We start from the raw sequence: 23,232 nt of genomic DNA on the forward strand, positions 1-23,232 counted from the left end.
GCACCCTATGTCACGCCGCCAGCGCCCCCGGCATCACCGCGTGCGGCCCGAACCTGGCCCGCACGCGGTCCGCGACCTCCTCGATGCGGCGGAGCTTGTCGTCGACGGGGTCGAAGGTGAGCTGGTGGGAGGCCTGTTCGGCGGGGCCGAGGCTCTCGGCGCGCAGGGACAGCGAGCGGACCCGGGCGCGCTGGAGGCCGAGTGCCTCGTACATCTCGTAGGCCGTCCTGGTCAGCGCGGCCGAGTGCGCGGTGGGTTCCTTCAGAGTGCGGGTGCGGGTCGTCGCCGACCTGTCGGCGTAGCGGACCGTGAGGGTGAGGGCGCCGCAGACCTTGTCCAGGGCGCGCAGTCGGGCGCCCAGTTCGTCGGCGGCGGAGAGCAGCCCGCGGCGGTGCCGGTCAGGATCCAACTCGTCGCGAGTGAAGGGGTGTTCGGCGGCCAGGGAGCGGGAGATCGCGTTCGGGACCACCCGGCCGCGATCGACTCCGCTCGCCTTCTCCCGCAGTTCGCGGCCGACCCGCGCACCCACCAGACGCTGGAGCGTGGACAGGGGCGCGGCGGCGACCCGGCCGAGGGTGTCGAGGCCGTACTCGCTCAGGGTGCGGGCGGTGGCCGTACCGACGCCGGGGAGCGCGGCGACGGGCTTCCCGGCGAGGAAGTCCGCACCCTCCTCCTCGGTCACCGCGCAGGTCAGCCCGGGCCGCGCGTCCTTCATCGCCATCCGGGCCAGCATCCGGCCCGGCCCCGCGCCGATCACGCAGTCGACCCCGTACAGTGCGAGGGCGCGAACCCGGATCACCGAGGCCAGTTCGACGGCGTTCCGCCCGAAGTACCGTTCGGCGCCCCGCAGATCGGCCAGGGCCGCGTCCGGTGGCAACGCCTCGACGACCGGCGTGAACTCCTCCAGCAACCCGAGCAGACCCGACAGGGCCGCCTCACCCGTCGGCGGCAGCTGGAAACGTACGCAGAGGATGGTCATCCCGCACTCCCCGGACTCTGGTGCCACAACTTCCGTACCTGTGAAGGCTCTTGACCCGCCGGTCGCAGATCCGCCCACGGATGCAGTTCGTATCCCGTCGGCATCTGGATGCGCCGGCCGCCGGTCGAATCACCGGCCCCTTCCGGCACGGGCTCCGCCAGCCGGGCGGAGACCGCGTCGAGGCCGTGCTCGGCGCGCAGTTCGACCAGTTCGGCGAGGTTCCAGGCGGCGGCGCCCACCACGCTTAGGCTGCGCGGGCCGCGGCGCTGCACGACCCCGCGCACCAGCAGCAGCCAGGAGTGGAAGACGGTGTGGGCGCAGGCGTCGTGCGAGTCGTCGAAGAAGGCGAGGTCGACCAGGCCGGTGCCGTCGTCCAGGGTGCTGAAGATGACCCGCTTGCCGGACCGGATCGGCGGTGTCTGGGTGGCCGCCTTGGCGCCCGCGACGAGGACCGTCTCGCCGTGCCGCGCGTCCCGCAGCCGGCGTGCGTCGACCACGCCCAGCTCCGCCAGGAACTCCCGGTGGTCGTCCATCAGGTTGCGCGAGGCGTCCATCGACAGCACGCCCAGTTCGGCACTGAGCTTCTCGGCGGAGGACAGGTCCGGGAGCCCGGCGGGCGCGGTCTTCCGTCCGCCCGCCAGCGGCAGTTGGCCGCCACCGGCACCTCTCGCTCCCCGGTGCAGCTCGGTCAAGTGCAGTTGAAGGTCACGCCGGTTGGCCCCGAAGGAGTCCAACGCACCCACCTGAGCCAGCCGTTGGGCCAGCGGTCGGCTCGGCCGGGCCCGCTCCCAGAAGTCCAGCAGTGAGTCGTACGGCCGCCCGTCCGCGATCCGCGCCGCCTCGGCCTCGCTGATGCCATACACGTCGGAGAGGGCGAGCCGCAGCCCCCACACCACAGGGGATTCAGACACCAGTTCGATACAGTGTGCGACCGCCGACCGGTTCACATCCAACGGCAGGATCGGCACCCCACGCCGCCGCGCGTCCGCCAGCAGCAGCCGCTTCGGATACATCCCGGGGTCGTGCGTGAGCAGCCCCGCGTAGAAGGCCGCCGGATGGTGCGCCTTCAGCCACGCCGACTGGTACGTCGGTACGGCGAAGGCGACCGCGTGGGCCTTGCAGAAGCCGTACGAACCGAAGGCCTCGATGATCTCCCAGGTCCGCTGAATCGTTTCCGCGTCGTATCCGTTCACCGCCGCGTGCTGCGCGAACCAGAACCGGATCCGCCCCTGCGACTCCGGGTCGGACAGCCCGCGCCGCACCCGGTCCGCCTCGCCGCGGCCGCAGCCGGTCATGATGTCGACGATGTCGATGATCTGCTCGTGGAAGACGACGACCCCGTACGTCCCCTTCAGCGGCTCCGCCAGGTCCGGGTGCGGATAGCGCACCGGCGCCCGCCCGTGCCGGGCCTCGATGAACGGCCGCACCATGTCGGCGGCGACCGGACCCGGCCGGAAGAGCGAGATGTCGACGACGAGGTCGTGGAAAGTGGCCGGCTGAAGCCGCCCGACGAGATCCCGCTGCCCCGGCGACTCGATCTGGAAGCAGCCCAACGTCTCGGTGGAACGGATGAGTTGGTACGTCGCCGGGTCGCCCGGCGGTACGGCGTCCAGGTCGACCCGCTCCCCCGACGCCCGCTCCACCTCCGCGACCGCGTGCGCCATCGCCGACTGCATCCGCACGCCCAGCACGTCCAGCTTGAGCAGCCCGAGATCCTCCACGTCGTCCTTGTCGAACTGCGACATGGGGAAGCCCTCGCCACTGGTCGGCATGACCGGCGTGCGGTGGAGCAAGGACGCGTCGGAGAGGAGCACCCCGCACGGGTGCATGGCGACTCCGCGCGGGAGGGCGTCGAGGGCCTCGGTCAGCTCCCAGAGCCGTCCGTACCGCTCCTTCTCCCCCGCGAGCTCCTTGAGTTCGGGCAGCTCTTCCAGCGCCGCGCGGGCGTCGCGGGCGCGGATGTGCGGGAAGGATTTGGCGATGCGGTCGATGTCGGCGGGGTCCATGGACAGGGCCGCGCCCACGTCCCGGATCGCGTGCCGCACCCGGTACGTCTCCGGCATCGCGACCGTCGCCACCCGCTCGGTGCCGAACCGGCCGATGATCGCACGGTAGACCTCCAGGCGACGGGCGGACTCCACGTCGATGTCGATGTCGGGCAGCACGAGCCGGCGTTTGGACAGGAACCGCTCCATCAGCAGCCCGTGTTCGACCGGGTCGGCGTGGGCGATGCCGAGGAGGTGGTTGACGAGGGAGCCGGCACCGGAGCCGCGCGCGGCCACCCGGATGCCCATGTCCCGTACGTCGTCCACCACTTGAGCGACCGTCAGAAAGTAGGAGGCGTAGCCGTGGTGGGCGATGATGTCCAGCTCCCGGTGCATCCGCTCCCAGTAGGCGCGCTGACCGGCGTACCCCTTCAGCACCATCCCCGCCGCCGCCCGTGAGGCGAGCGTCCGCTGGGCGGTGCGGCGGCTCGCGCCGACGAGGTGCGGTTCGGGGAAGTGGACGGTGCCGATGCCGAGGTCGTCCTCGGGGTCGACCAGACACTCGGCCGCCGTCGCCCGGGTCTGCTCCAGCAGCCGGTGGGCGGTGTCACGCCTGAAGCCCGCGGCCTCCACGATCCGCTCGGCCGCCGCCAGCATGGCGGACGGGTCCTTGAGCCAGGCCTCGCCGGAGTCCAGCTCCTTCGTCGGGTCGACGGGGACCAGGCGACGAGCGGCGTCCAGGACGTCGGCGACCGGGCCCTGGCCGGGGTCGGCGTAGCGGACGGCGTTGCTGAGCACGGGACGCACACGCTGTTCGGCGGCGAAGCCGACGGTGCGGGCGGCGAGGCGCAGGGAGCCGGGGCCGGTTCCCTCGCGGCCGTGCCAGACGGCCTCCAGTCTGAGGGCGTCGCCGTAGGTCTCGCGCCAGGGGGCCAGGAGCCGGGCCGCCCGGTCCGGGCGTCCGGCGGCGAGGGCGCGGCCGACGTCGGAGGCGGGGCCGAGCAGGACGGTCAGGCCGTCCCCTTTGTTCTCGGTCCAGGGCAGCAGGGGCGCGCCCTGCGCACCTTTGCTCCCCTTCTCGGAGTGTGCCGCCGTGACGAGCCGGCACAGGTCGGCCCAGCCGTGGGCGCCGTCCCGGGCGAGGAAGGTGACGCGGGGTGTCGACTCATCGATGAAGGCACCTCCGCGCACGGGCGCGCGACGCTTTTCGGGTCGTACGGAAACGCCCTGCCCTGCGGGCTCCGGCGCGAATTCCTCCACCGCCAGCTCCACACCGAACACCGGCCGCACTCCTGCCTTCGCGCAGGCCTTGGCGAAGCGGACCGTGCCCGCGAGGGTGTCGCGGTCGGTGAGGGCGAGGGCGTCCATGCCCCGCTCGAAGGCGCGCTCGGCCAGCCGCTCCGGGTGGGAGGCGCCGTAGCGCAGGGAGAACCCGGAAACGGTGTGCAGATGCGTGAACCCTGGCACCCGCGCCTCCATTTTCGAACATCAGTTCCCAACTGCCTCACCCCCACCATACCCCCAATCCCGAACGTGTGTACGACAACCGTTCGGCCGCCTCCCACCTGCGTAAACGTCCCTCACCTCGGACTGTGAGGACATGACACAGAACAGCTTTCTCGCCGAGGTGAAGGACGCGGTCACCCCGCGGGCCACGCTGCTGGTCATCGGAGTGATCGCCCTCCAGTTGCTGTTCATCGCCTCCTATGTGGGGGCGCTGCACGATCCGAAGCCGAAGGATGTGCCGTTCGGGGTGGCCGCACCGCGGGCCGCGGCCGAGCAGGCGGTGGCCCGGATGGAGAAGCTGCCCGGCTCACCCCTGGACCCGCGCACGGTGGCCGACGAGGCGACGGCCCGGAAGCAGATCCTGAACCGGGACATCGACGGGGCGCTGGTCATCGACCCGGCCGGGACGACCGACACGCTCCTCGTCGCGAGCGGCGGTGGCACCGTCCTCGCCACCACCCTGGAGAGGTACCTCACCGCCCTGGAGGCCCCTCGGAAGCGGAGCATCAAGACGGTGGACGTGGCCCCGGCCTCGTCCCAGGACTTCGACGGTCTGTCGGCCTTCTACCTGGTCGTCGGCTGGTGCGTCGGCGGCTACCTGTGCGCCTCGATCCTGGCGATCAGCGCCGGCGCCCGGCCCGCCAACCCGCGCCGCGCGGTGATCCGGCTGATCGTGATGGCACTGGTGTCGATCGCCGGCGGACTGGGCGGCGCGGTGATCGTGGGGCCGATCCTGGACGCGCTGCCGGGCAGCGTGCTCGCCTTCTGGGGGCTCGGTGCGCTGGTCACCTTCGCGGTGGGGGCGGCGACCCTCGCCCTCCAGGCGATCTTCGGGATCATCGGCATCGGCATCGCGATCCTGCTCGTGGTGATCGCGGGCAACCCGAGCGCGGGCGGGGCCTTCCCGCTGCCGATGCTGCCGCCGTTCTGGCAGGCGATCGGCCCGGCTCTGCCACCGGGCGCGGGGACCTGGACGGCCCGCTCGATCGCCTACTTCAAGGGCAACGACACGACCGCCTCCCTGCTGGTGCTGTCGGCATGGGCGGCGGCCGGGATCGCGGTCACGCTGGGGGCGGCGGGACTGCGGAGGAAGCGCGAGGGCGAACCGCCGCCGACTCGTGGCGGGGCTGCGCGAGAAGCCTGAGGACGAACCGCCGCCGACTCGGATGCCGCAGTGCGCCCGAGTGGCCGCCGGCGGAAGACCGCCACGATCGACCCGCATCCGCCGACGGCGCCCCACCCCCACCAGGGCCACCCGCACCCGACCACGAAACCCGCACGGGCGGTGCGGGCGGTGCGGGCGGTGCGGGTGGTGCGGGCGGTGCGGGTGGTGCGGGTGGGAAACAAGAAGTCCCGCCCCCAAAGGGGCGGGACTTCAAAGAACCACGAACCGTCAGCCGATCGACGCCCCCGTGGCCGACAACGCCTCGGTCACCGGCTGGAAGAACGTCTCCCCACCGGAGGTGCAGTCACCGCTGCCACCCGAGGTGAGTCCGATCGCGCTGCTTCCGGAGAACAGCGAGCCACCACTGTCCCCGGGCTCCGCGCAGACGTCCGTCTGGATCAGCCCGTTGACGATGTCACCGTTCCCGTAGTTCACGGTCGCGTCCAGCCCCGTGACCTTGCCGGAGTGCACCTGCGTCGTGGAGCCGCTGCGCGTGACCGACTGCCCGACCGTCGCCGCCGCGGCCCCCGTGATCGCCTGCGAGGACCCGTTGTAGAGGTTCACCTCGCTCGGGTGATCGACCTCGGCCGTGTACTTGACCAGCCCGTAGTCGTTGTCCGGGAAGCTGGACACCTCGTTCGTGCCGATCTCGGCCCCGCTCGAGTCCGACCAGGTGGAGATGGACTCGGTGCAGTGCCCGGCGGTGAGGAAGTACGGCTCCCCGCCCTTGACCACGTTGAACCCGAGCGAGCACCGCCCGCTGCCACCGGTGATCGCGTCACCGCCGGCGACGAAGGGCTTGAACTCCCCCTTCGTGCGCTGGAGTTCGGCCGTGGCACCGAGCTCGTCGACGACCTTCGTGAGCTTGGCCCACTCCGCGTCGGAGACCGTGCGGTCGGCGGTGACGACCACCTTGTTGGTGGTCGGGTCGGTCGCCCAGGACGTACCCGGGATCGTCGCGTCCTGCTTGAGCGTGGAGCGGGCGCTCTTCAGCTCGGCGAGGGAGTTCGCCACGACCCGCGCCTTGGCGCCGGCCGCCTCGACGGTGTCGGCCGCGGTCTCACTGAGGACGTTCACGACGAGATTCTTGGTCTTCGCGTCGTAATACGTTCCCGCCGCCGCGGTTCCGAGGTCCTTGCCGAGCGTCGAGGCGAGCTTTCCGGCCGCCGCGACCGACAGGGGCTCGGGTGCGGAGCTCTTAGCGGGCTCGCTGGCGTTCGCAGTCTGGAAGGTGATGCCCGCGGCGACCAGTGCGGCGATTCCCGCACCTGCCAGGGCTGCCCGCCGCTTGGGTATGCGTCGGTGCTTCAACTCGGGTCCTCCTGTGGGGGGTCGGCCCGGTCGGTTGTGGGGACCTCGTGGGCCGGAAGGCTGGTTGACGAGCGCCTACTCTTCCGAACTGCATGGGGGGCGCACAAGGTTGAGTTCCGGACGCGCGTAGAACGCGGTTGCGCGCCCCTCTCGGGTTGACCGTGTGCAGTCACACCAGGCGACTTCGCAGTGCAAACACTACGTGCGGGTAACCAATGAGCAGCCTGTGAGGTCTAGTCCTGTCTTGAATTCGACCCCTCGGAGCCCGGATCCAAGCGAGGCTGGGGAGAGGGCAGTTGCTCCTGCACCGGTTGCTCCTCCACAGAACGCACTGGTTGCTGTGGTTGCTGAACCGGTCCGGGCCCCGGCGCCGCCCTCTCCAGGAACCGCAGCAGCTCGACGGGGAAGGGCAGCACCAGCGTCGAGTTCTTCTCGGCCGCCACCGCCACCACCGTCTGCAGCAGCCGCAGTTGCAGCGCGGCCGGCTGCTCGGACATCTCCTTGGCCGCCTCGGCGAGCTTCTTCGACGCCTGGAGTTCGGCGTCGGCGTTGATGACCCGGGCCCGCCGCTCCCGGTCGGCCTCGGCCTGCCGGGCCATGGAACGCTTCATGGTCTCGGGCAGGGAGACGTCCTTGATCTCGACCCGGTCGATGGTGACGCCCCACTCCACGGCGGGGCTGTCGATCATCAACTCCAGGCCCTGGTTGAGCTTCTCGCGGTCGGACAGCAGATCGTCCAGCTCGCTCTTGCCGATGATGGACCTGAGCGAGGTCTGGGCCATCTGCGCGACCGCGAACCGGTAGTCCTCCACCCGGATGATCGCCTCGGCCGGCGCGGTCACCTTGAAGTAGACGACCGCGTCGACCCGCACCGTGACGTTGTCCCGGGTGATGCCCTCCTGCCCGGGCACCGGCATCGTCACGATCTGCATGTTGACCTTCCGGAGCTTGTCGATGCCCGGAACGATCATCGTGAACCCCGGCCCGCGCACTTCCGGACGGAGCCTGCCGAGACGGAGGACCACGCCCCGCTCGTACTGTTTGACGACCCGTGCGGCCGCCATCACGTACACCGCTCCGGCGGAGGCGAGAGTCACGCCCGCTGCCACCAGCTCCTCGACCATGACGGCCCCCCAGGGTCCGAATCAGGCGCTCAAGGTGTGTACTTCGACGGTAACTCCGCGATGTACACGATGGGGAGACGGAGGACACAGGTGCTCGACGGCATACAGACGCGCGACGGCAGGTGGCTGACGGTCGAGGAGTACGGCGACCGGGACGGCACACCGGTGGTGCTGCTGCACGGCACCCCGGGCTGCCGGTCCGGGGTCGTGCCCGACGACGTGGTCAAGGCGCACCCATGGGTGCGGTTCATCGCCTACGACCGCCCCGGCTACGCGGACTCGGACCGGCACCCGGGACGCCGGGTCGCCGACGCGGCCCGGGACGTGGCCGATCTGGCCGACGCTCTCGGGCTGGAGAAGTTCTCCGTCCTCGGACGGTCGGGCGGCGCCCCGCACGCCCTGGCCTGTGCGGCGCTGCTGCCCGCGCGGGTACGGCGGGCGGCGGCGCTGGTGTCCCTCGCGCCGCCGGACGCGGAGGGGCTGAGCTGGTTCGACGGCATGGCGGCCGCCAACGTCGAGGACTACACCCTGGCGCTGACCGACACACTCGCCTTCGCGGAGCGGCTCGCGTCCCGGGCCGCCGCCATCCGCCAGGACCCCGCCCAGCTGCTGGTGACCATCCGCGACGGGCTCACCGACGCCGACCGGCGGATCGTCTCCCAGCCGGCCATCGGCGACATGCTGCTGCGCAACTACCGCGAGGCACTGCGCACTTCGGCGTACGGCTGGCTCGACGACGCCCTCGCCCTGCTGAGCCACTGGGGCTTCGACCCGGCGGACATCACGCGGCCGGTCCTGCTGTGGCACGGCGCCCAGGACCGGTTCTCCCCGGTGGGCCACTTCGAGTGGCTCCTGGACCGCGTCCCCCGCGCCCGGCCCGTGCTGGACCCGGACGCCGGTCACTTCGGGGCGATCGAGGCGCTGCCCGCCGTACTGGAGTGGCTGTGCCCGGCGTCATGACCCGGGGCGCTCCATGCGGGCGCCCCGCATCAGGTCCATGATCCGTTCGTGGCTGTCGCCCACGGCGTCGGCGACCCGCAGCCGCAACCGCAGCTGGTCGATCTCGTCGATGAACCGCCGCCCGTACGCCCCCGCCCGCATTCCCCCGGCGCCCAGCGGGAATCCGGCGCCGGTCAGCCGTAGGTAGTAGTCCTTGCCCTGGACGAGCCCCCGCCCGGCGAGTTCCGTCAGCAGTCCGGCGTGGTCGGTCCACGCGGTGGGCTCCTCGCCGCGCGGCACCAGGCAGTAGTCCACCTGTTCCACCACCGCGTGTTGCGAGCCGCCGTTCACGATCTCGACATGCCAGCCGGGCTCGTCCGGGCCGAGGTCGCCGACGGCCCACGAGGAGCTCCAGCCCATCGCGGGCCGTACGGTCCGCCCGTACTGGGCCCGTCCGAACACCGCCGCGAGCGCCACCGCCAGCAGGGCGCCCAGCGGGTTCATGTCCATGAGCCGCAGCCGCCAGGGCCACTGGTGGGCGAGGGCACCGGTGATGTTGGACCGCGCGATCTCCCACAGCAGCACCAGCGTCAGCAGGATCAGCAGCACCAGTGGCGCCACGAACAGCAACGGGCTGCGCCCCACTCGCCGTTGCCGGTCGTCGAAGTGCACTTCTCGCGTCCCTTCCCCCGTGTCGTCGCCGACAATAGCGAGCCCCCGCACGGCAGTTGCCGTGCGGGGGCTCGCCTGTTCGTTCCTACTGGGGCGCCTGTTGCGACGGGGCGGTCAGTAGACGTGCACCCCGTAGGCGCTGAGCGCCTCGGTGACGGGCTGGAAGAACGTCGTGCCGCCGGAGGAGCAGTTGCCGCTGCCGCCGGAGGTCAGACCGTAGGCGACGGTGCCGCCGTACAGCGGGCCGCCGGAGTCGCCGGGCTCGGCGCAGACCGTGGTCTGGATCATGCCGTAGACGATGTCGCCGCCACCGTAGTTGACGGTCGCGTTGAGGGCGGTGACCCGGCCGCTGTGCGTGCCGGTGGTGGAGCCGCGCCGGTACACCGTGGTGCCGACGGAGGGCGTCGCGGCACTGGCGATGTCCTGGCTGCCCACGGCACCCGACTTGGTGACCGAGGTGTTCGTGTAGCGCACGATGCCGTAGTCGTTGGTCGGGAAACTGGAGCCGGACGTGGTGCCGAGGGTCGTCGTGTGGGACGAGTTCGACCACCAGGTGCCGGCGCCGTCGGTGCAGTGACCGGCGGTCAGGAAGTAGTAGTTCCCGCTGTTGTCCTGGACGTTGAAGCCGAGGGAGCAGCGCCAGCTACTCGCATAGATGGCGTCGCCGCCGGAGATCAGCTTGTTGAACTTGCCCGGGGTCCGCTTGATCGTCAGCGCGTCGGCGTTGGCGCCGGCCTGCCGCTTGATCTTCGCGATCTCCGCCTTGGAGACCGTGCTGTCGACGGTGACGACGACACGGTTGGTCTTGCTGTCGACGGCCCAGGCGGTGCCCGGGACATCGGCCTTGAGCACCGAACTGTTGGCGCTCTTCAGCTCGTTGGCGCTGAAGGGGGTCGCGTCCGGGGCGGCGTTCGCGTTGGGGATCGCGATCGCGGCGGCGGCCACGAGTCCGGAGGATACGGCGATCAGCCGGGTCCGTCTCGTAATGCCGCTGCGGGGGGTGGTGCGCTTGATCCTCACTTTTCGTTCCCTCCCAGGGAGGTTGGGGGCCCGCGTGGGGTCGGGGCCCGTGAGGCGCAGCCTGAGGCCCGAATGTCCGGATTCCGAACACGCCGTGCCCCTGACAAGCGCTGAGGGGGAGTATTCGGCCGAACGACCGGTAGGCGCAAGGGCGCCTTTCGGCCGTCAACCTTTGAACCATCCATGCGTTCCCCGTGAGCTGACCGCTCCTCAGAGCAGGGCGCTCCCCCGCCTCGATGGCGATGCCCAGCGTATTCCCCGGCGGCGGGAAGGGGCAGATGAAGTGGTCGGCGAATGCGCACGGCGGAAGCAGAGCGCGGTTGAAGTCGACCGTCGTGCGCCCCTCGACATCGGGTGCGGCGGGCCGCAGGAACCGGAAGCGGTGGCTGCTGGACACGCTCGTCGCATCGCCGAAAACCGCCCACAGCGACCCGTCGGCCTCGACCGTCACCTGGAGCGTGAGCGTCCGTCGAGGGTGAACGCCAGCTCTCCGCCCAGCCCGAGACCGCGCCGCCGTCCGTCCGCGTTCTCCACGCGGACGCTGCGCGGTTCGCCGTACGGCGTGAAGCGCCCCGGCACCGACCAGCGCGGCTCGTGGGGCGTGGCCGCGATACCGCGGAACGCGCGCCGCGCCTCGGAGGCGGGGTCGAAGTCCCGTACGCCCCACGCCCCCTCGCGCACCAGCACGACCAGCCGCCGCTCGCCGTGCGCGACCCGGCTCGCGCCGAAGAAGTCGAACAGACCGCGTTCGGCCGTGCGGGCCAGGTGCTCGAAGGAGGAGAACTCGATCGGGGACCGTGAGCGCGGATCCGCCCAGACGGTGGCGTTGTTGACGCCCGGGAAGTGCGCCGCGAGACGGAGCTGTCTGAGCGGTCGTTCGGTCATGAAGCTTCCCCCGCGTGCTGGTTGACGGGCCGGGCCAGGCCCAGGTGCTCCCGGAGCGTGCTGCCCGGGTAGAAGGTGCGGAAGAGCCCGCGGTGCTGGAGGAGCACCACCGTGCCGTTGACGAGCCGCTCCAGGTCACGGCGTGGCTCGGCAGGCGTGAGGTGGAAGCCGTCGACGGCGCCCTCCCCGTGCCAGGAGGCGATCAGGTCCGCGAGGTCGACGGGGCCGCCGCGGTACAGCGGGCCCTGCGCGGTCTGCCGGGGGCCGCCCCCGCCGTGCCCCGGCTCGGCCGCGTGCTCCCCGTCGCCGAGGTCGACGACGAGGCCGGCCAGGACCCGCAGCCCGTCGGGATCGCGCCCGAACCTCACTGCCGCGGCGCGCAGTTGATCCCGCACGGCACGGGTGTGCGCGGCGCTCACGGACCGTACGAGGGCCACGTCCGCGTACCGGGCGGCGGTGTCCCGGGCCTGCCCCTCGGAGGCGTCGACCACCCGGACCGGGTGGCCCTGCGGAGGGCGCGGCACGATCGAGGGGCCCCGCACCGAGAACTCCGTGCCCTCGAAGTCGACGCGGTGCAGCTTGTCCCGGTCGATGAAACGGCCGGTCGACTCGTCCCGTATCTCGGCGTCGTCCTCCCAGCTGTCCCACAACTTCGCGGCCACGTCGGCCACTTCACCGGCCTCCTGCCACAGCGCGTCGGCGGGGGCGGCGTGCCGGCGGCCGAAGAGGCGGGCCTCGCCCTCGGTGGTCGACACGTCGAGCCGCCAGCCGGCCCGGCCCCGGCTGACCCAGTCGAGGGTCGCGACGGCCGCCTGGACGTGGAAGGGCTCGGTGCGGGTGGTGGTGACGGTCGGCACGAGACCGATCCGGCCGGTGGCCGGGGCCACCCGGGACAGGACGGCGAGCGCGTCGAGCCCGGGGCGGGCGAAGGTGTCGTCGAGCGTCACGAAGTCGAGGACACCGTGTTCGGCGAGCCGGGCCAGTTCGACGTAGGAGTCGGCGTCCTGGGCCGACGGCTGGTCGACAGCGGCGGAGAGATGCAGCATCACAGCACCTTCGAAATCCTTGGAGTAGGGGGTGTCTTGCGTGGTCGGCGGGATCTCAGGCGGCCGCGCGCCCGGCGAGGGCGGCGAGGAACTCCAGTGCCGCCCGGGCCGTCGCGTCGTTCTGCCGGAACGCCGGGCCGCCGGTGCGGGGCCGGGTGAAGGCGCCGGAGGTACGGCCGTCGGTGAAGGGGCCGAGCGCGAAGCGCCGGGGATGTGGCCGGCCGGCCCGGTCCAGGATCCGCCCGTCGCCGGGGTCCACCCGCAGCAGCCCCTCCGGGGTCTCGGCGGCCCCGTCCTCCTGGAGCTCGCGCAGCAGGGCGTCGCGGGCCCGCCCGACCGTGGGCTCGGGCAACCGCGCCTCGACCAGCGCGCGCGTCTCGACAAAGAACCCGGGCAGACTCGCGCTCGTGGCCCGGAAGACGCCGTCCTGCGCCGCCACCGAGACGTCCGCGCCGAGGAACCTGACGACACCGGCCCGCGAGAGGGCCTGCAGCTGCCGCAGCCGGGGTCCGGGCGGCCCGGAGGCCAGATAGCTGAAGAAGCCGTGCCACCAGGGCCCGGTGCCCCCGAGCCGGACCAACTGGCCGTAGACGGACAGCAGCCCGAGGAAGACCGACAGGTCCTGGCTGTACGAAGGGTCGTGCCGTCTGCTCAGATCCTGCTCGACATACCCCCGCAGCCCTTCCTGGAGCTCCTCGAACGACCCGTACCGCACCCCTTCCAGCGGCCGGTCCAGCGCGCCCAGGTCCAGCCGGTCGGCCGGGTCGGGCACGGCGGCCTCCACGAGGGCCTCGACATCCGTGCGGTCGCCGACCGCGTACTTCTCCTCGAAGTCGGCCCAGGACATCGCGGTCCGCTCCCCGTGCACCGTGAACAACCGGTGGTAGTGCGCGAACCCCAACTCCTTCTCCACCAGCGGCCACACGTCCCGCCCGAAGTCGAACCCCGCCGGCCGGGCGAGCAGTTCGTCGACCTCGGGGGGCCCGAAGAACCGGGGCAGCGGCGGCCGTTCACCGGTCCAGTCGTAGCCGATCTTCGAGTGGTACGGCACTCCGCGCCGCGACCCGACGTACAGCACCGGCTCGCGTCCGGACGGTACATAGGTGTCGCCCTCGTACCGCCCGCCCCGCCCCTCGGTCAGCAGCACCATCAGATCGACGAAGGCGAGCCCGAAGCCGCGGACCACGACGTGCGAGCCGGGAGTGAGCGCGGACAGGTCGCTGTCGGCGGTGAAGTCGGGCGGGAGGTGGACGAGGCCGTGCTCTGCCGCGTAGGCCGCCAACGACCGTTGCTCGTCGTCGAGTTCGGCGTCGAGGTGGCCGAGCGCGAGGACGACCAGGTCGGCGAGGAGCGGGCGCGGGCGGCCCTCCAGCCACACCTGCTGGCGCCCCTCACGCGAACCGCTGACCCGCAGGGCGCGCCGCGGATGGTGGTGCACCCGCACCGACGGAGGCAGCGCGGCCACCGCCCGCTCGTGCACCCACCGCAGATACCCGCCCTGGAGCTGCCGGTCCGCGAAGGTGGTGCCGTCGATGCCGGCCCACTCGTGCAGCGTGGGTCCGGGACGCACCGGGCCGGCCATGTCCACCGTCTCGTCGGTGAACATCGTGACGTCCTCGGCGTGCGAGTTCATCCACAGCAGCGGCGACTGCGCCTTGCGCCAGATGCGCCCGGCACCGGGCACGTGCGGGTCGACGAGATGGATGTCGAGGCCCGAGCCGTCGTAGAGCTCGGGCGCGTTGGCCGCGATCCGTTCGATCAGACCGGCCCCCCGCGGCCCGGCGCCGACGATCACCAGCGAGTGCCGGGTACGGCGTTGTGAAACGAGGGTGTCGGAGAACATGTGAAGGCTCCGTGGCAGCGAGTCGTTCGAACTCGGACGGGTGCCTTCACACAAGCGCGCCGCGCGGCGCGGATCGCGGCCGAGCCCCTCAGCAGGGCCGCCCCTTGAGACTACGGGGGCGTTTCCCCTCACTGTCAAGGCTGTCCATACTGTGAGCCGTACGTCTCAAGTCGGTTGACGCACAACCGGATGCCTGTTCCACTTACCCCATGCATCCACAGCAGTGGCTGGTCAAGCGCTCCCACATCGACTTCGGTCGCGTGTGGTCCTGTTCCTGTTGAGCTGACCCCCTGCGCGCCCTGATTCCCGGGCGCCCTTTCACGTTCTCCTTCCCCGCCTTCACACGCGCCTCCCCTCACTCGCGTTTCCGCACAGCCCCCTTGTCCTCCATCACCGACGGCCCAGCACCCACCTGAAGGGGCGCGGGGAACTGCGCGACCAGCCACACCGGACCCGCAGCCGCCGAACAACCCACGCCCCTACGGCGAATCAGCAACCGCAGTCACACCCGCAGTCGCACCCGTCACAGCAGTTCCCGCAGCAGTCGCCGCACTCGCAACAGTCACAGCAATCGCCGCAGTCGCACTGACTGCACAGCCCCTCCCGACGCTGCCGCGTCCACGGGTCCTCGAACTCCCCGCAGCACATCTGGCACGTACAGGCCAGCCCCATCCACACCGCACACCCCGCGAGCAGTCCACGCCGGTCCCGGCGAGGCGGCTCCGGGGGCGGCGGAACACCCGGACCACCCGGCCCGGGAGGCGCGTAAGGGTGCGACAGCTCGGCCCCGTGCGCGCAGGACGACGTACCGAAGACCCGGTCCACGGACGTCCGCAGCTCATGCACGAGCAGCACATGCGCCAGTTTCTGATCGCCGCTGTGCTTTTCCGGGGAGACCCCGGACCCCCAGGCGACTTCCCGCAGCGCGAGCCGTATGCCGTGCACCGCGTCATCCGCGAGGCGCCGCGCCTCCGCCAGGGGCGTCCCGGTGGCCGTCAGCGGGTTCCACGCCCCGGACGCGGCGTCGGTCTCCCGGTCCTCCACGGCGTCCAGCAGATGCGCGAGCCGTCCGAAGAGCCGCCCCGCCTCGGCGAGCGGCTCGGCGTTGCCCGGCCGTCCGGCGAGGACCGCGGTGTGCGCGAAGGCCGCCGCGGTGGCTGTCTCGGTCGGCTCGGTGACGGTCAGGATCGGCGTCCCGGGCCCGGCCAGGGTCTCGATGCCGAGCTGCCGGTCCACCGCGTCGACGAGCACGGCGGTGTCGAATCCGACCGCGGAGCCGCTACGGGCCCCCGCCGCACCCCAGCTCGACGCGACCCGGCGGGCGGCGAGCGCCACCGGCCTGCGGGCCAGCAGCCCGTCCCCGTCGGCGACATGGTCACGGACCTTGGCGGAGGCGAGCACCAGCGAGACGGCGGCGGAGAGCCGCGCGCCCTCGCCGTCGGCGACGGAGGCGGTGCGCATTCCGCGCAACGGGCACGGGCCCGCCGTACGACGCCCTGAAGCCCCCCGCTCGGCCTGAGCCTCCGTCAGAACCGATATGAGCAGGCCGTCGTAGTTGGTGACGATGCGCGCGAACTGCCCGTGGTCCTTGCGCAGCGCGAGACACAGCCCGCACAAATGCGCCATCCACTGGGTCTTGAGATTTTCACCGAGCCGATGGCGGCAGGGCCTGACGATTCCGAACACGACGATCCCCCGTGGTCAGTGCGACATTGAGCGGCGGCATCGTATCGACCCTGTCGTTCACCCGTACGCCCCGGCCGTCACCCATACGCCGTGAAGAATCATATTTCACTCACAGTCAGCAGCCGTATGGGGAACGGCCCTTGTGAAACCCGGGCTCTCGACGAATGCGCTGTGCACCAGTACCGTCACAAACCCCCCGCGCGGCGTCTATCCACATGGCGCGTCATCCGCATCATGGATGACCATAGGGATACGTAAAGCGAGAAAGACCGCTGTGAGAGGAGGCGTCCATGGGATCGGTGCGCAAGGCGAGTGCCTGGCTGGGCCTCGTTGACGACAACGATGACGAGCGTTACTACGACGACGACGGCTACTCCGAAGGAACCGAGCCCGGGGATGCCTGGGTCACCGACCCGAGGGTCAAGGTGGCCTCGGATGTCGCCGAGGAGAAGGGCCGTCGCATCGGCACGGTCACGCCGGACAGCTTCCGGGACGCGCGCGCCATCGGCGAGCTCTTCCGGGACGGGGTGCCCGTCATCATGAACCTCACCGCGATGGAGGCCGGCGACGCCAAGCGGGTCGTCGACTTCGCTGCCGGCCTGATCTTCGGGCTGCGCGGCTCGATCGAGCGCGTGTCCACACGCGTGTTCCTGCTGACCCCCGCCAACACGGAGATCGTGAACGGCGACCCGGCCGCGCACCGCACGGACGGCTTCTTCAACCAGAGCTGAGGCAGGGCCGCTCACCGGCCCTGCCCCCGCGCAGGGTTTTCACCGGAAGGCGTCGAGCCCGGTGAGCGCCTTGCCCAGTACCAGCTGATGCATCTCGACGGTGCCCTCGTAGGTGAGCACCGACTCGAGGTTGGTCGCGTGCCGCATGACGGGGTATTCGAGGGAGATCCCGTTGGCCCCGAGGATGGTGCGCGACGTACGACAGATCTCGATCGCCTCCCGTACGTTGTTCAGCTTGCCGAAGCTGACCTGCTCGGGACGCAGGCGCCCGGCGTCCATGCGCCGCCCCAGATGGTGGGCGAGCAGAATCCCCTTGTGCAGTTCGACCGCCATGTCGGCGAGCTTGGCCTGGGTGAGCTGGAAGCCACCGATGGGCCGCCCGAACTGCTCCCGCGACTTCGCGTAGTCGACGGCCGCCTCGAAGCAGGACCGCGCCGCCCCCATCGCGCCCCAGACGATGCCGTAGCGGGCGTGCGACAGACAGCTGAGCGGGCCCTTGAGCCCGACGACCTCCGGCAGCACCGCGTCCGCGGGCAGCCGCACGTCCTCGAGGACGAGTTCACTGGTGACGGAGGCGCGCAGCGACCACTTGTGCTTGATCTCGGGTGCCGAGAAGCCGGTCACGTCGGTCGGTACGACGAACCCGCGGATCCCCTCGTCGGTCTGCGCCCACACGACGGCCACCCCGGCGACGGACCCGTTGGTGATCCACATCTTGCGCCCGTTGAGCACCCAGTCCGTGCCGTCCTTCTTGGCGAAGGTCCGCATCGCCGCGGGGTCGGAGCCGTGGTCGGGCTCGGTCAGTCCGAAGCACCCGATGACCTCGCCGGCGGCCATCCGCGGCAGCCAGGTCCGCTTCTGCTCCTCGGAGCCGAACCGGTGGATGGCGTACATGGCGAGAGAGCCCTGCACGGAGACGAGGGAGCGGATCCCGGAGTCGGCGGCCTCCAGCTCCAGACAGGCGAGCCCGTACTGCACGGCACTGGCCCCGGCGCACCCGTATCCGTCGAGCGACATCCCGAGCGCCCCGATCCCGCCGAGCTCACGGGCGAGTTCGCGGATGCCGGGCAGCTCGCCGCTCTCGTACCACTCGGCGACGTGGGGCAGCACCCGGTCCGCCGCCCAGGACCGCACGGTGTCCCGGATGGCGAGGTCCTCCGGGTCCAGCAGGTCGTCGAGGCCGAGCGGGTCGGCCGGATCGAACGGGGGCAGCTTCGCGGACGCGGACATGGGGCACCCTCCGGCAACTGAAAACTAGCAGCGCTAGTTACGACTCTCCGGCCGACGTTACGGGGGCAGTGTCGCGCACGTCCAGTACCTCAAGCGGAGACGCGGGCCTCGGCGACTTCCCGGGGCGCGGGCACCTCGACCGCCATCGGCTCGCACTGCATGGTCCGCGGCAGCCGCAGCGCCATCGCCGCGCCGAGCAGCAGCAGACCCGCGCTGACCAGCAGCGTCACATGCAGCCCGTGCACGAAGCAGTCCCGCGCGGTGCGGCGCAGGGCCTCCCCGGCCGATCCACCGAGCCGTCCGGCGATCTCGTAGGCCTCGCCCAGCGAATGCCCCGCCGCGGCCGAGTCCGACGCCGGGACACCCTGCACCGACGAAAGACCGGGCGCGTACGCCGCGTTCATCACGCTGCCGAGCAGAGCGATACCGATGCCGGCGCCCAGCTGGTACGAGGTCTCACCGATCGCCGCGGCCCCGCCCGCCTGCTCCGGCGGTGCCTCGCTCAGCATCGACTCGTACGCCCCGAAGAGCGTGGTCTCCAGGCCGAAGCCCAGCAGGAGGAAGCCGAAGAGCAGCAGCGGCGCATTGTCCTCGCCACCCATCGCCATGAGGGTCAGTACGGCGACCGCCGTCAGGACGAAGCCGAAGCAGACCATCCGGCGCGGTCCGAAGCGCCGCAGCATCCGTGCGCCGGCGAGTCCGGAGGCCATCGCCGCGATGGTGAGCGGCAGCAGTCGCAGCCCGGTCTCCAGCGGGGAGAGCCCCAGCACCAGCTGCAGATACTGCGCCGCGATCAGCTCCAGGCCCACCAGCGCGAGCATGGCCAGCACGATGCAGCCGACGGACGTGCTGAAGGCAGGGCGCGAGAACATCCGCAGGTCGACGAGCGGATGGGTACGGCGCCTTTGCCGTCGTACGAAAAGAACCAGCAGTACGGCGCCCACGACCAGCGGCAGCACCGTGATCCCGTCGAGTTCCCCGCTGCCGAGCCGCTTCACACCGAGGACCAGAGCGAACAGTCCGGCCGCGGCCATCAGCGCGCCGACCACGTCCCAGGGACCGTCGGCGGTGCCCTTCGACTCGGGCAGCAGGAGGCGGCCCACCGGCAGGCTGACCAGCATCAGCGGGATGTTGACGAGGAAGACCGAGCCCCACCAGAAGTGCTCGAGGAGGAAGCCGCCGAGCAGTGGCCCGACCGCGGCGCCCACGGCGGCCACCGCGCTCCAGATGCCGATGGCGAGGGCGCGTTCACGCCGGTCGGGGAAGACCTGGCGGAGGATCGAGAGCGTGGCGGGCATGATCATCGCGCCGCCGACGCCGAGCAGGGCCCGCGCCACGATCAGCACCTGGGCGCTGTCCGCGAGGGCTGCCATGCCGGAGGCGACGCCGAACAGGGCGTAGCCGAGAAGGAGGATCCGTCTGCGGCCGACACGGTCGCCGAGCGTGCCGAACAGGATCAGCAGCGAGGCGCAGACGAGGGGGTAGACATCGACGATCCAGAGCAGTTCTATCGCGCCGGGCTTGAGGTCCTCGGTGACGGCGGGGACCGCCACGTGCAGCACGGTCGCGTCGACCGCGACCAGCAGCAGGCTCACACAGAGGACGACGAGGACGACCCAGCGGTTGGCACCGGCCCCGGCCGCCCGACGGCGCAGCGCAGCGGCGGCCGTGGTCGTCCCGGACATGCACGTACCTCCCAGATGTTCCCTCGCGGTCGGCGGGCACACGGGGTGGGGACTCCCCGTGATCTCGGCCGGAGAGGAGCGGTGATCTCCGGCCCGCGCAACGAAGGCGAGTGACACGTCAGCGTACGCGAGTTCACGCGTCGGCCAAGTGGTGGACCTCTCACACTCTGCGGAGAACACGTGTGGCGTACACCACTCGCCCTCCCCTGCCGGCACGCCCCGTCGGACCGTGCGGTTCACGGCGCAGTCGATAATCGGACCCGTGACCGATCTTGAGACGCGCCCGGCGCCACCCGAGAGTGCGCTGCGCCGTGCGGCCCCGGCCCTCCTCGGGTACGCGGCCGTCCGTGCCCTGGGCCTGCTCGCCCTGGTCCTGTGGAGCGCCGCACGCGACAAGAGCGCGTACACGCTGCTGACGGCCCGCTGGGACTCCCTCTGGTACACGAGGGTCGCCGAGCTGGGGTACGGCTACGAGGTGCGGCTGCCCAACGGGGACGTCCACTCGAACCTGGCCTTCTTCCCGCTGCTGCCGTGGCTGGAGCGGGGCATCGCGGCGGTGACGCCCCTGTCCGCCGCCGACGCGGGCTTCGCCGTCAGCCTGCTCGGCTCGCTCGCGGCGGCCTGGGGCGTCTTCGCGGTGGCGGACCATGTGTACGGCCGTAGGGCCGGGGTCTGCGCGGTGCTGGTCTGGGCGGTGCTGCCGGTCGGGATCGTGCAGTCGATGGCGTACAGCGAGTCGCTGTTCACGGCCCTCGCGGCGTGGTCGCTGTACGCGGTGCTGACGGGCCGCTGGGTGACGGCGGGCGTTCTGGCGTCCCTCGCGGGCCTGACCCGGCCGGTGGGACTCGCGGTGGTCGCGGCGGTGTGGGTGGCGGCGATCGTCGCGCTCGGGCGGGACCGGGCAGCCGCGGGCGGTCCCCCGTCCGAGCGGGAACGAAGCGCGGCGCGGACGGGTGGCGCGGAGGCCGGGGCACGCGCCCCGGCACCCGCGGCCGAGGGCACGGACCGGCGCGACCCGGGAACGGGCGACACCCCTCACCCGCCGCGCGCCCCGGGCGTCCGGTCAGCGGCCGGCGCACACCCCCTCCCCCGCGCCCTCGCCCTCCTCATCGCCCCCCTCGGGGCCGCCGCCTACGTCCTCTGGGTCGGCCATCACACCGGCAAGGGCCCTCTCGGGTATCTCGACGTCCAGGCCGGCTGGCGCAACGGGTTCGACGGGGGCTACGCCTTCGCCCGGTTCGTCGGGGAGAAGTTCACGTCGTTCCCGTCGGCGCTCGCCGGGGCGGGGCTGATCGCCGGGGTCGGGCTCGTGGTGTGGCTCTACGTCGTCGGCGTACGGCAGCGTCAGCCGCTGCCGCTTCTGGTGTACACGGGTGTCGTCACCGCGCTCGCCCTGTGCGCGTCGAGCTACTTCGGCTCGAAACCGCGCCTGCTGCTGCCCGCCTTCCCCCTTCTGTTCCCCCTCGCCCTGGCTCTGTCGAGGCTGCGGACGTCGAGGTCCGTGCTGGTGGTGTGCGGTATTGCCCTCGCGTCGGCCGTGTACGGGGCGTTCTGGCTGAACGGCTCAGGACCGCCATGATCGACTCGCGGGCCCGATGAGCACCGGGAGAATTCCGCCCCATGATTCGGTGAACGAATTCATAAGCGGCCATAAACCGGAACCCGGAATGATCAAAGGAATTGAAGGGAGCAACCGGGCCGGATAGTGGATTCCTCGGAAATAAACCTCTCCCTGAGAGGAATCCCACATCACATCGTCATCACAAAGCCGTGGATTCGACGGGCATCGGACCTCACTCGCTGTAACGTCGATTGGGTGCGTACCGAACGAAACCTCACCCGTCTGGACCGGGTGTTCGCGAGGCTGGACCGTGAGCCGGAACGACCGGCTCACATCGACGTGCCCAGGATGTCGCGGCACAGGGTCGCGCTGATCGCCGGAGGCCTCGCCTTCTACCTGGCGATCGTGTGGCTCGTGGTCGACACATCGTGGCTGGTCCGCCTGGACTGGCAGGTCATGTTCTTCCGGCCGTACCAGCAGTGGGCGGAGATCCACTGGTTCGTGGACTACTACGTGGTGCTCGGCCAGCGCGGCCCCACCGCGGTGATGGTCGCGGCCTGGCTGGGCTGGCGCTCCTGGCGGCAGCACACCCTGCGCCCGCTGCTCACCCTGGGCGCCGTGCTGCTCCTGCTGAACATCACCGTGGGCGCCGCCAAGCTCGGCATGGGCCGGCTCGGCCCGCACTACGCGACCACCATCGGCGCCAACGAGATGGGTCTGGGCGGCGATATATTTCCCAGCGGCCACACCGCGAACGCCGTGGTGACCTGGGGCATCCTGGCCTATCTGGCCTCCACCCCGAGAGCCCGCAGATGGCTGTCCGCCGTCTCCGCGGTGACCTCGCTCGGTGTCGGCCTCGCCACCGTCTATCTCGGTACGCACTGGCTGAGCGACGTCATTCTCGGCTGGGTCGCGGGGCTGCTGGTCCTGCTGGCGCTGCCGTGGTGCGAGCCGCTGATCGCCCGTACCGAGACCGCCATCTTCGACCTGCGCGACCGCTGGCGGACCCGCCGCAGCGCACCCGCGGCCGTCAAACCCGTCGAGGTACCGATGCCGCTCAAGCCGCGCACCCCCGCCACCCAGAGCGAGCCCGCGGCCCGCTCGGCCCGGGCGCCCGCCTATCTGGCACCGGGCCCGCACACGACCCGCTCGGAGCGCACCCCGGTCACCCCGGTCGGCCCTCGCCGGCCACCCCACCCGGACCGCGTCGCACGCGGCACGACCTCGGCGGCCCGCCCCCTGACAGGCGGCTAGCCGACGGACAGCGGGGACGCGGTACGCACACACCACCCCCCGCCACGACGGCCCCGGTTCCTTCGCAGGAGCCGGGGCCGTCGTCGTGTTCCAGGACAGGTGTCAGCCCTTCCAGGCGCGGGCCACGCGGCCGTCCTTCACCTCGAAGTTCAGCCGCCCCGCGCGGTACTCCATCGTGATGATCGCCCCCGGTGGCAGCGAGCGCACGCTCGACCAGCCCTTCTCGCGGGCGAGTCGCTCAGCCCTGGCGGATTCCAGACCGACGTACGCGTCGGGGCTGTCGTGGGGTTCGGCGGGTGGTGTCGGTATCGGTGCCATACGGCCACGCTAGGCCCTGTCCGCGGGGTGGGGCCAGGAACCAGGACACTGTGGGTCACTGATCCCTCTCCGGTCACGCTTCTGTCACAGGATGCCGACAGCCGTTTCCGTCGTCGCATCATTAGCTGCTGCCCAGCGGGCGTCACACGTACGGGCGGTTCCGTAGGCCTTCCGCGCGCAATCAAACGGAATTCCCGCGTGTCGGAGCGGCTCTTCGAATAACCGGACGGAAAGTGCCGGAAGACATGCCGTCGGAGCCTTTGCATTCCGATTCGGTGTGGGGTCGCGGGAG

Annotated in this window: 17 protein-coding genes and 2 pseudogenes; 5 read left to right on the forward strand and 14 right to left on the reverse strand. The window is 71.3% G+C overall.

The features are described from left to right. Positions 1–10 precede the first annotated feature (10 nt). Positions 11–979, reverse strand: a complete 969-nt coding sequence (locus TN53_RS02920) for a DNA polymerase Y family protein (RefSeq protein WP_046256709.1) — start codon at positions 977–979, stop codon at positions 11–13. Beyond that, entirely contained in the window at positions 976–4,431 is a 3,456-nt protein-coding gene (locus TN53_RS02925; protein ID WP_046256778.1) for a DNA polymerase III subunit alpha, read from the reverse strand. Before TN53_RS02925 ends, TN53_RS02920 begins: the two co-directional genes overlap by 4 nt. A 133-nt stretch (positions 4,432–4,564) precedes the next feature. Here TN53_RS02925 and TN53_RS02930 point away from each other — a divergent pair, with 133 nt between their 5' ends. Continuing rightward, entirely contained in the window at positions 4,565–5,614 is a 1,050-nt protein-coding gene (locus TN53_RS02930; RefSeq protein ID WP_046256710.1) for a membrane protein, read from the forward strand. Positions 5,615–5,863: 249 nt separating this feature from the next. Here the strand turns inward: TN53_RS02930 and TN53_RS02935 are convergent, their stop codons facing one another. Beyond that, a complete protein-coding gene (locus TN53_RS02935) occupies positions 5,864–6,946 on the reverse strand; it encodes a S1 family peptidase (RefSeq protein WP_046256711.1) in 1,083 nt (360 codons plus the stop codon). Positions 6,947–7,179: 233 nt separating this feature from the next. Next, positions 7,180–8,070 carry a slipin family protein gene (locus TN53_RS02940; RefSeq protein WP_046256712.1) on the reverse strand — a complete coding sequence of 297 codons (891 nt, stop codon included), beginning with the start codon at positions 8,068–8,070 and terminating at the stop codon, positions 7,180–7,182. A gap of 90 nt (positions 8,071–8,160) precedes the next feature. On the opposite strand from TN53_RS02940, the gene TN53_RS02945 reads away from it, so the two are divergent. After that, on the forward strand, positions 8,161–9,030 hold the full coding sequence (locus tag TN53_RS02945; RefSeq protein ID WP_234441499.1) for an alpha/beta fold hydrolase: 870 nt from the start codon (positions 8,161–8,163) through the stop codon (positions 9,028–9,030). Here the strand turns inward: TN53_RS02945 and TN53_RS02950 are convergent. From TN53_RS02950 to TN53_RS02975, 7 genes and pseudogenes are all read right to left on the reverse strand, one after another. Beyond that, positions 9,025–9,681, reverse strand: coding sequence for a hypothetical protein (locus TN53_RS02950; protein ID WP_046256713.1), 657 nt, complete (start codon positions 9,679–9,681; stop codon positions 9,025–9,027). The two genes, TN53_RS02945 and TN53_RS02950, sit on opposite strands and share 6 nt — an antisense overlap. Before the next feature lie 114 nt (positions 9,682–9,795). Then, a complete protein-coding gene (locus TN53_RS02955; protein WP_046256714.1) occupies positions 9,796–10,701 on the reverse strand; it encodes a S1 family peptidase in 906 nt (301 codons plus the stop codon). A gap of 220 nt (positions 10,702–10,921) precedes the next feature. Then, positions 10,922–11,424: pseudogene (locus TN53_RS02960) on the reverse strand (DUF1684 domain-containing protein); the annotation flags it as partial. A 3-nt stretch (positions 11,425–11,427) separates the two neighbouring features. Next, a pseudogene (locus TN53_RS47760) lies at positions 11,428–11,586 on the reverse strand (F420-dependent methylene-tetrahydromethanopterin reductase); the annotation flags it as partial. After that, positions 11,583–12,632, reverse strand: coding sequence for an LLM class flavin-dependent oxidoreductase (locus TN53_RS02965; RefSeq protein ID WP_046256715.1), 1,050 nt, complete (start codon positions 12,630–12,632; stop codon positions 11,583–11,585). The gene TN53_RS02965 and the pseudogene TN53_RS47760, both read right to left, overlap by 4 nt. 55 nt (positions 12,633–12,687) lie before the next feature. Beyond that, complete coding sequence (locus tag TN53_RS02970; protein ID WP_046256716.1) at positions 12,688–14,475, reverse strand: FAD/NAD(P)-binding protein; 1,788 nt, start codon at positions 14,473–14,475, stop codon at positions 12,688–12,690. Between the two features lie 489 nt (positions 14,476–14,964). Continuing rightward, the gene (locus TN53_RS02975) at positions 14,965–16,161 is read right to left on the reverse strand and encodes a DUF5685 family protein (protein ID WP_199924500.1); all 1,197 of its coding nucleotides are present in this window, start codon (positions 16,159–16,161) and stop codon (positions 14,965–14,967) included. A 290-nt stretch (positions 16,162–16,451) separates the two neighbouring features. Between TN53_RS02975 and TN53_RS02980 the strand changes: the two genes are divergently transcribed. Continuing rightward, positions 16,452–16,892, forward strand: a complete 441-nt coding sequence (locus TN53_RS02980; RefSeq protein ID WP_037715589.1) for a cell division protein SepF — start codon at positions 16,452–16,454, stop codon at positions 16,890–16,892. 39 nt (positions 16,893–16,931) lie between these two features. On the opposite strand, the gene TN53_RS02985 is transcribed toward TN53_RS02980, so the two are convergent. Together TN53_RS02985 and TN53_RS02990 are read right to left on the reverse strand one after the other, a co-directional pair. Further along, positions 16,932–18,122 carry an acyl-CoA dehydrogenase family protein gene (locus TN53_RS02985; protein WP_046256718.1) on the reverse strand — a complete coding sequence of 397 codons (1,191 nt, stop codon included), beginning with the start codon at positions 18,120–18,122 and terminating at the stop codon, positions 16,932–16,934. A gap of 89 nt (positions 18,123–18,211) precedes the next feature. Next, positions 18,212–19,807, reverse strand: a complete 1,596-nt coding sequence (locus tag TN53_RS02990) for an MFS transporter (protein WP_046256719.1) — start codon at positions 19,805–19,807, stop codon at positions 18,212–18,214. A 262-nt stretch (positions 19,808–20,069) separates the two neighbouring features. Here TN53_RS02990 and TN53_RS02995 point away from each other — a divergent pair, with 262 nt between their 5' ends. Together TN53_RS02995 and TN53_RS03000 are read left to right on the forward strand one after the other, a co-directional pair. Further along, positions 20,070–21,386 (forward strand): membrane protein, encoded by a 1,317-nt coding sequence (locus tag TN53_RS02995; protein ID WP_046256720.1) that lies wholly within the window; start codon positions 20,070–20,072, stop codon positions 21,384–21,386. Between the two features lie 237 nt (positions 21,387–21,623). Then, a complete protein-coding gene (locus tag TN53_RS03000) occupies positions 21,624–22,622 on the forward strand; it encodes a phosphatase PAP2 family protein (protein ID WP_046256721.1) in 999 nt (332 codons plus the stop codon). A gap of 102 nt (positions 22,623–22,724) precedes the next feature. On the opposite strand, the gene TN53_RS03005 is transcribed toward TN53_RS03000, so the two are convergent. Next, positions 22,725–22,940, reverse strand: a complete 216-nt coding sequence (locus TN53_RS03005; RefSeq protein WP_046256722.1) for an I78 family peptidase inhibitor — start codon at positions 22,938–22,940, stop codon at positions 22,725–22,727. Between the last annotated feature and the right edge of the window lie 292 nt (positions 22,941–23,232).

This window comes from Streptomyces sp. WM6386, assembly GCF_000972385.1.
In the GTDB taxonomy this organism is placed as follows: Bacteria; Actinomycetota; Actinomycetes; order Streptomycetales; family Streptomycetaceae; genus Streptomyces.

Excerpts from the sequence above, each read along its gene's own strand:
- TN53_RS02920 (WP_046256709.1), bottom strand. The coding sequence starts at position 979 with ATGACCATCCTCTGCGTACGTTTCCAGCTGCCGCCGACGGGTGAGGCG.
- TN53_RS02930 (WP_046256710.1), top strand. The coding sequence starts at position 4,565 with ATGACACAGAACAGCTTTCTCGCCGAGGTGAAGGACGCGGTCACCCCG.
- TN53_RS02940 (WP_046256712.1), bottom strand. The coding sequence starts at position 8,070 with ATGGTCGAGGAGCTGGTGGCAGCGGGCGTGACTCTCGCCTCCGCCGGA.
- TN53_RS02965 (WP_046256715.1), bottom strand. The coding sequence starts at position 12,632 with ATGCTGCATCTCTCCGCCGCTGTCGACCAGCCGTCGGCCCAGGACGCC.
- TN53_RS02970 (WP_046256716.1), bottom strand. The coding sequence starts at position 14,475 with ATGTTCTCCGACACCCTCGTTTCACAACGCCGTACCCGGCACTCGCTG.
- TN53_RS02980 (WP_037715589.1), top strand. The coding sequence starts at position 16,452 with ATGGGATCGGTGCGCAAGGCGAGTGCCTGGCTGGGCCTCGTTGACGAC.
- TN53_RS02985 (WP_046256718.1), bottom strand. The coding sequence starts at position 18,122 with ATGTCCGCGTCCGCGAAGCTGCCCCCGTTCGATCCGGCCGACCCGCTC.
- TN53_RS02990 (WP_046256719.1), bottom strand. The coding sequence starts at position 19,807 with ATGTCCGGGACGACCACGGCCGCCGCTGCGCTGCGCCGTCGGGCGGCC.
- TN53_RS03005 (WP_046256722.1), bottom strand. The coding sequence starts at position 22,940 with ATGGCACCGATACCGACACCACCCGCCGAACCCCACGACAGCCCCGAC.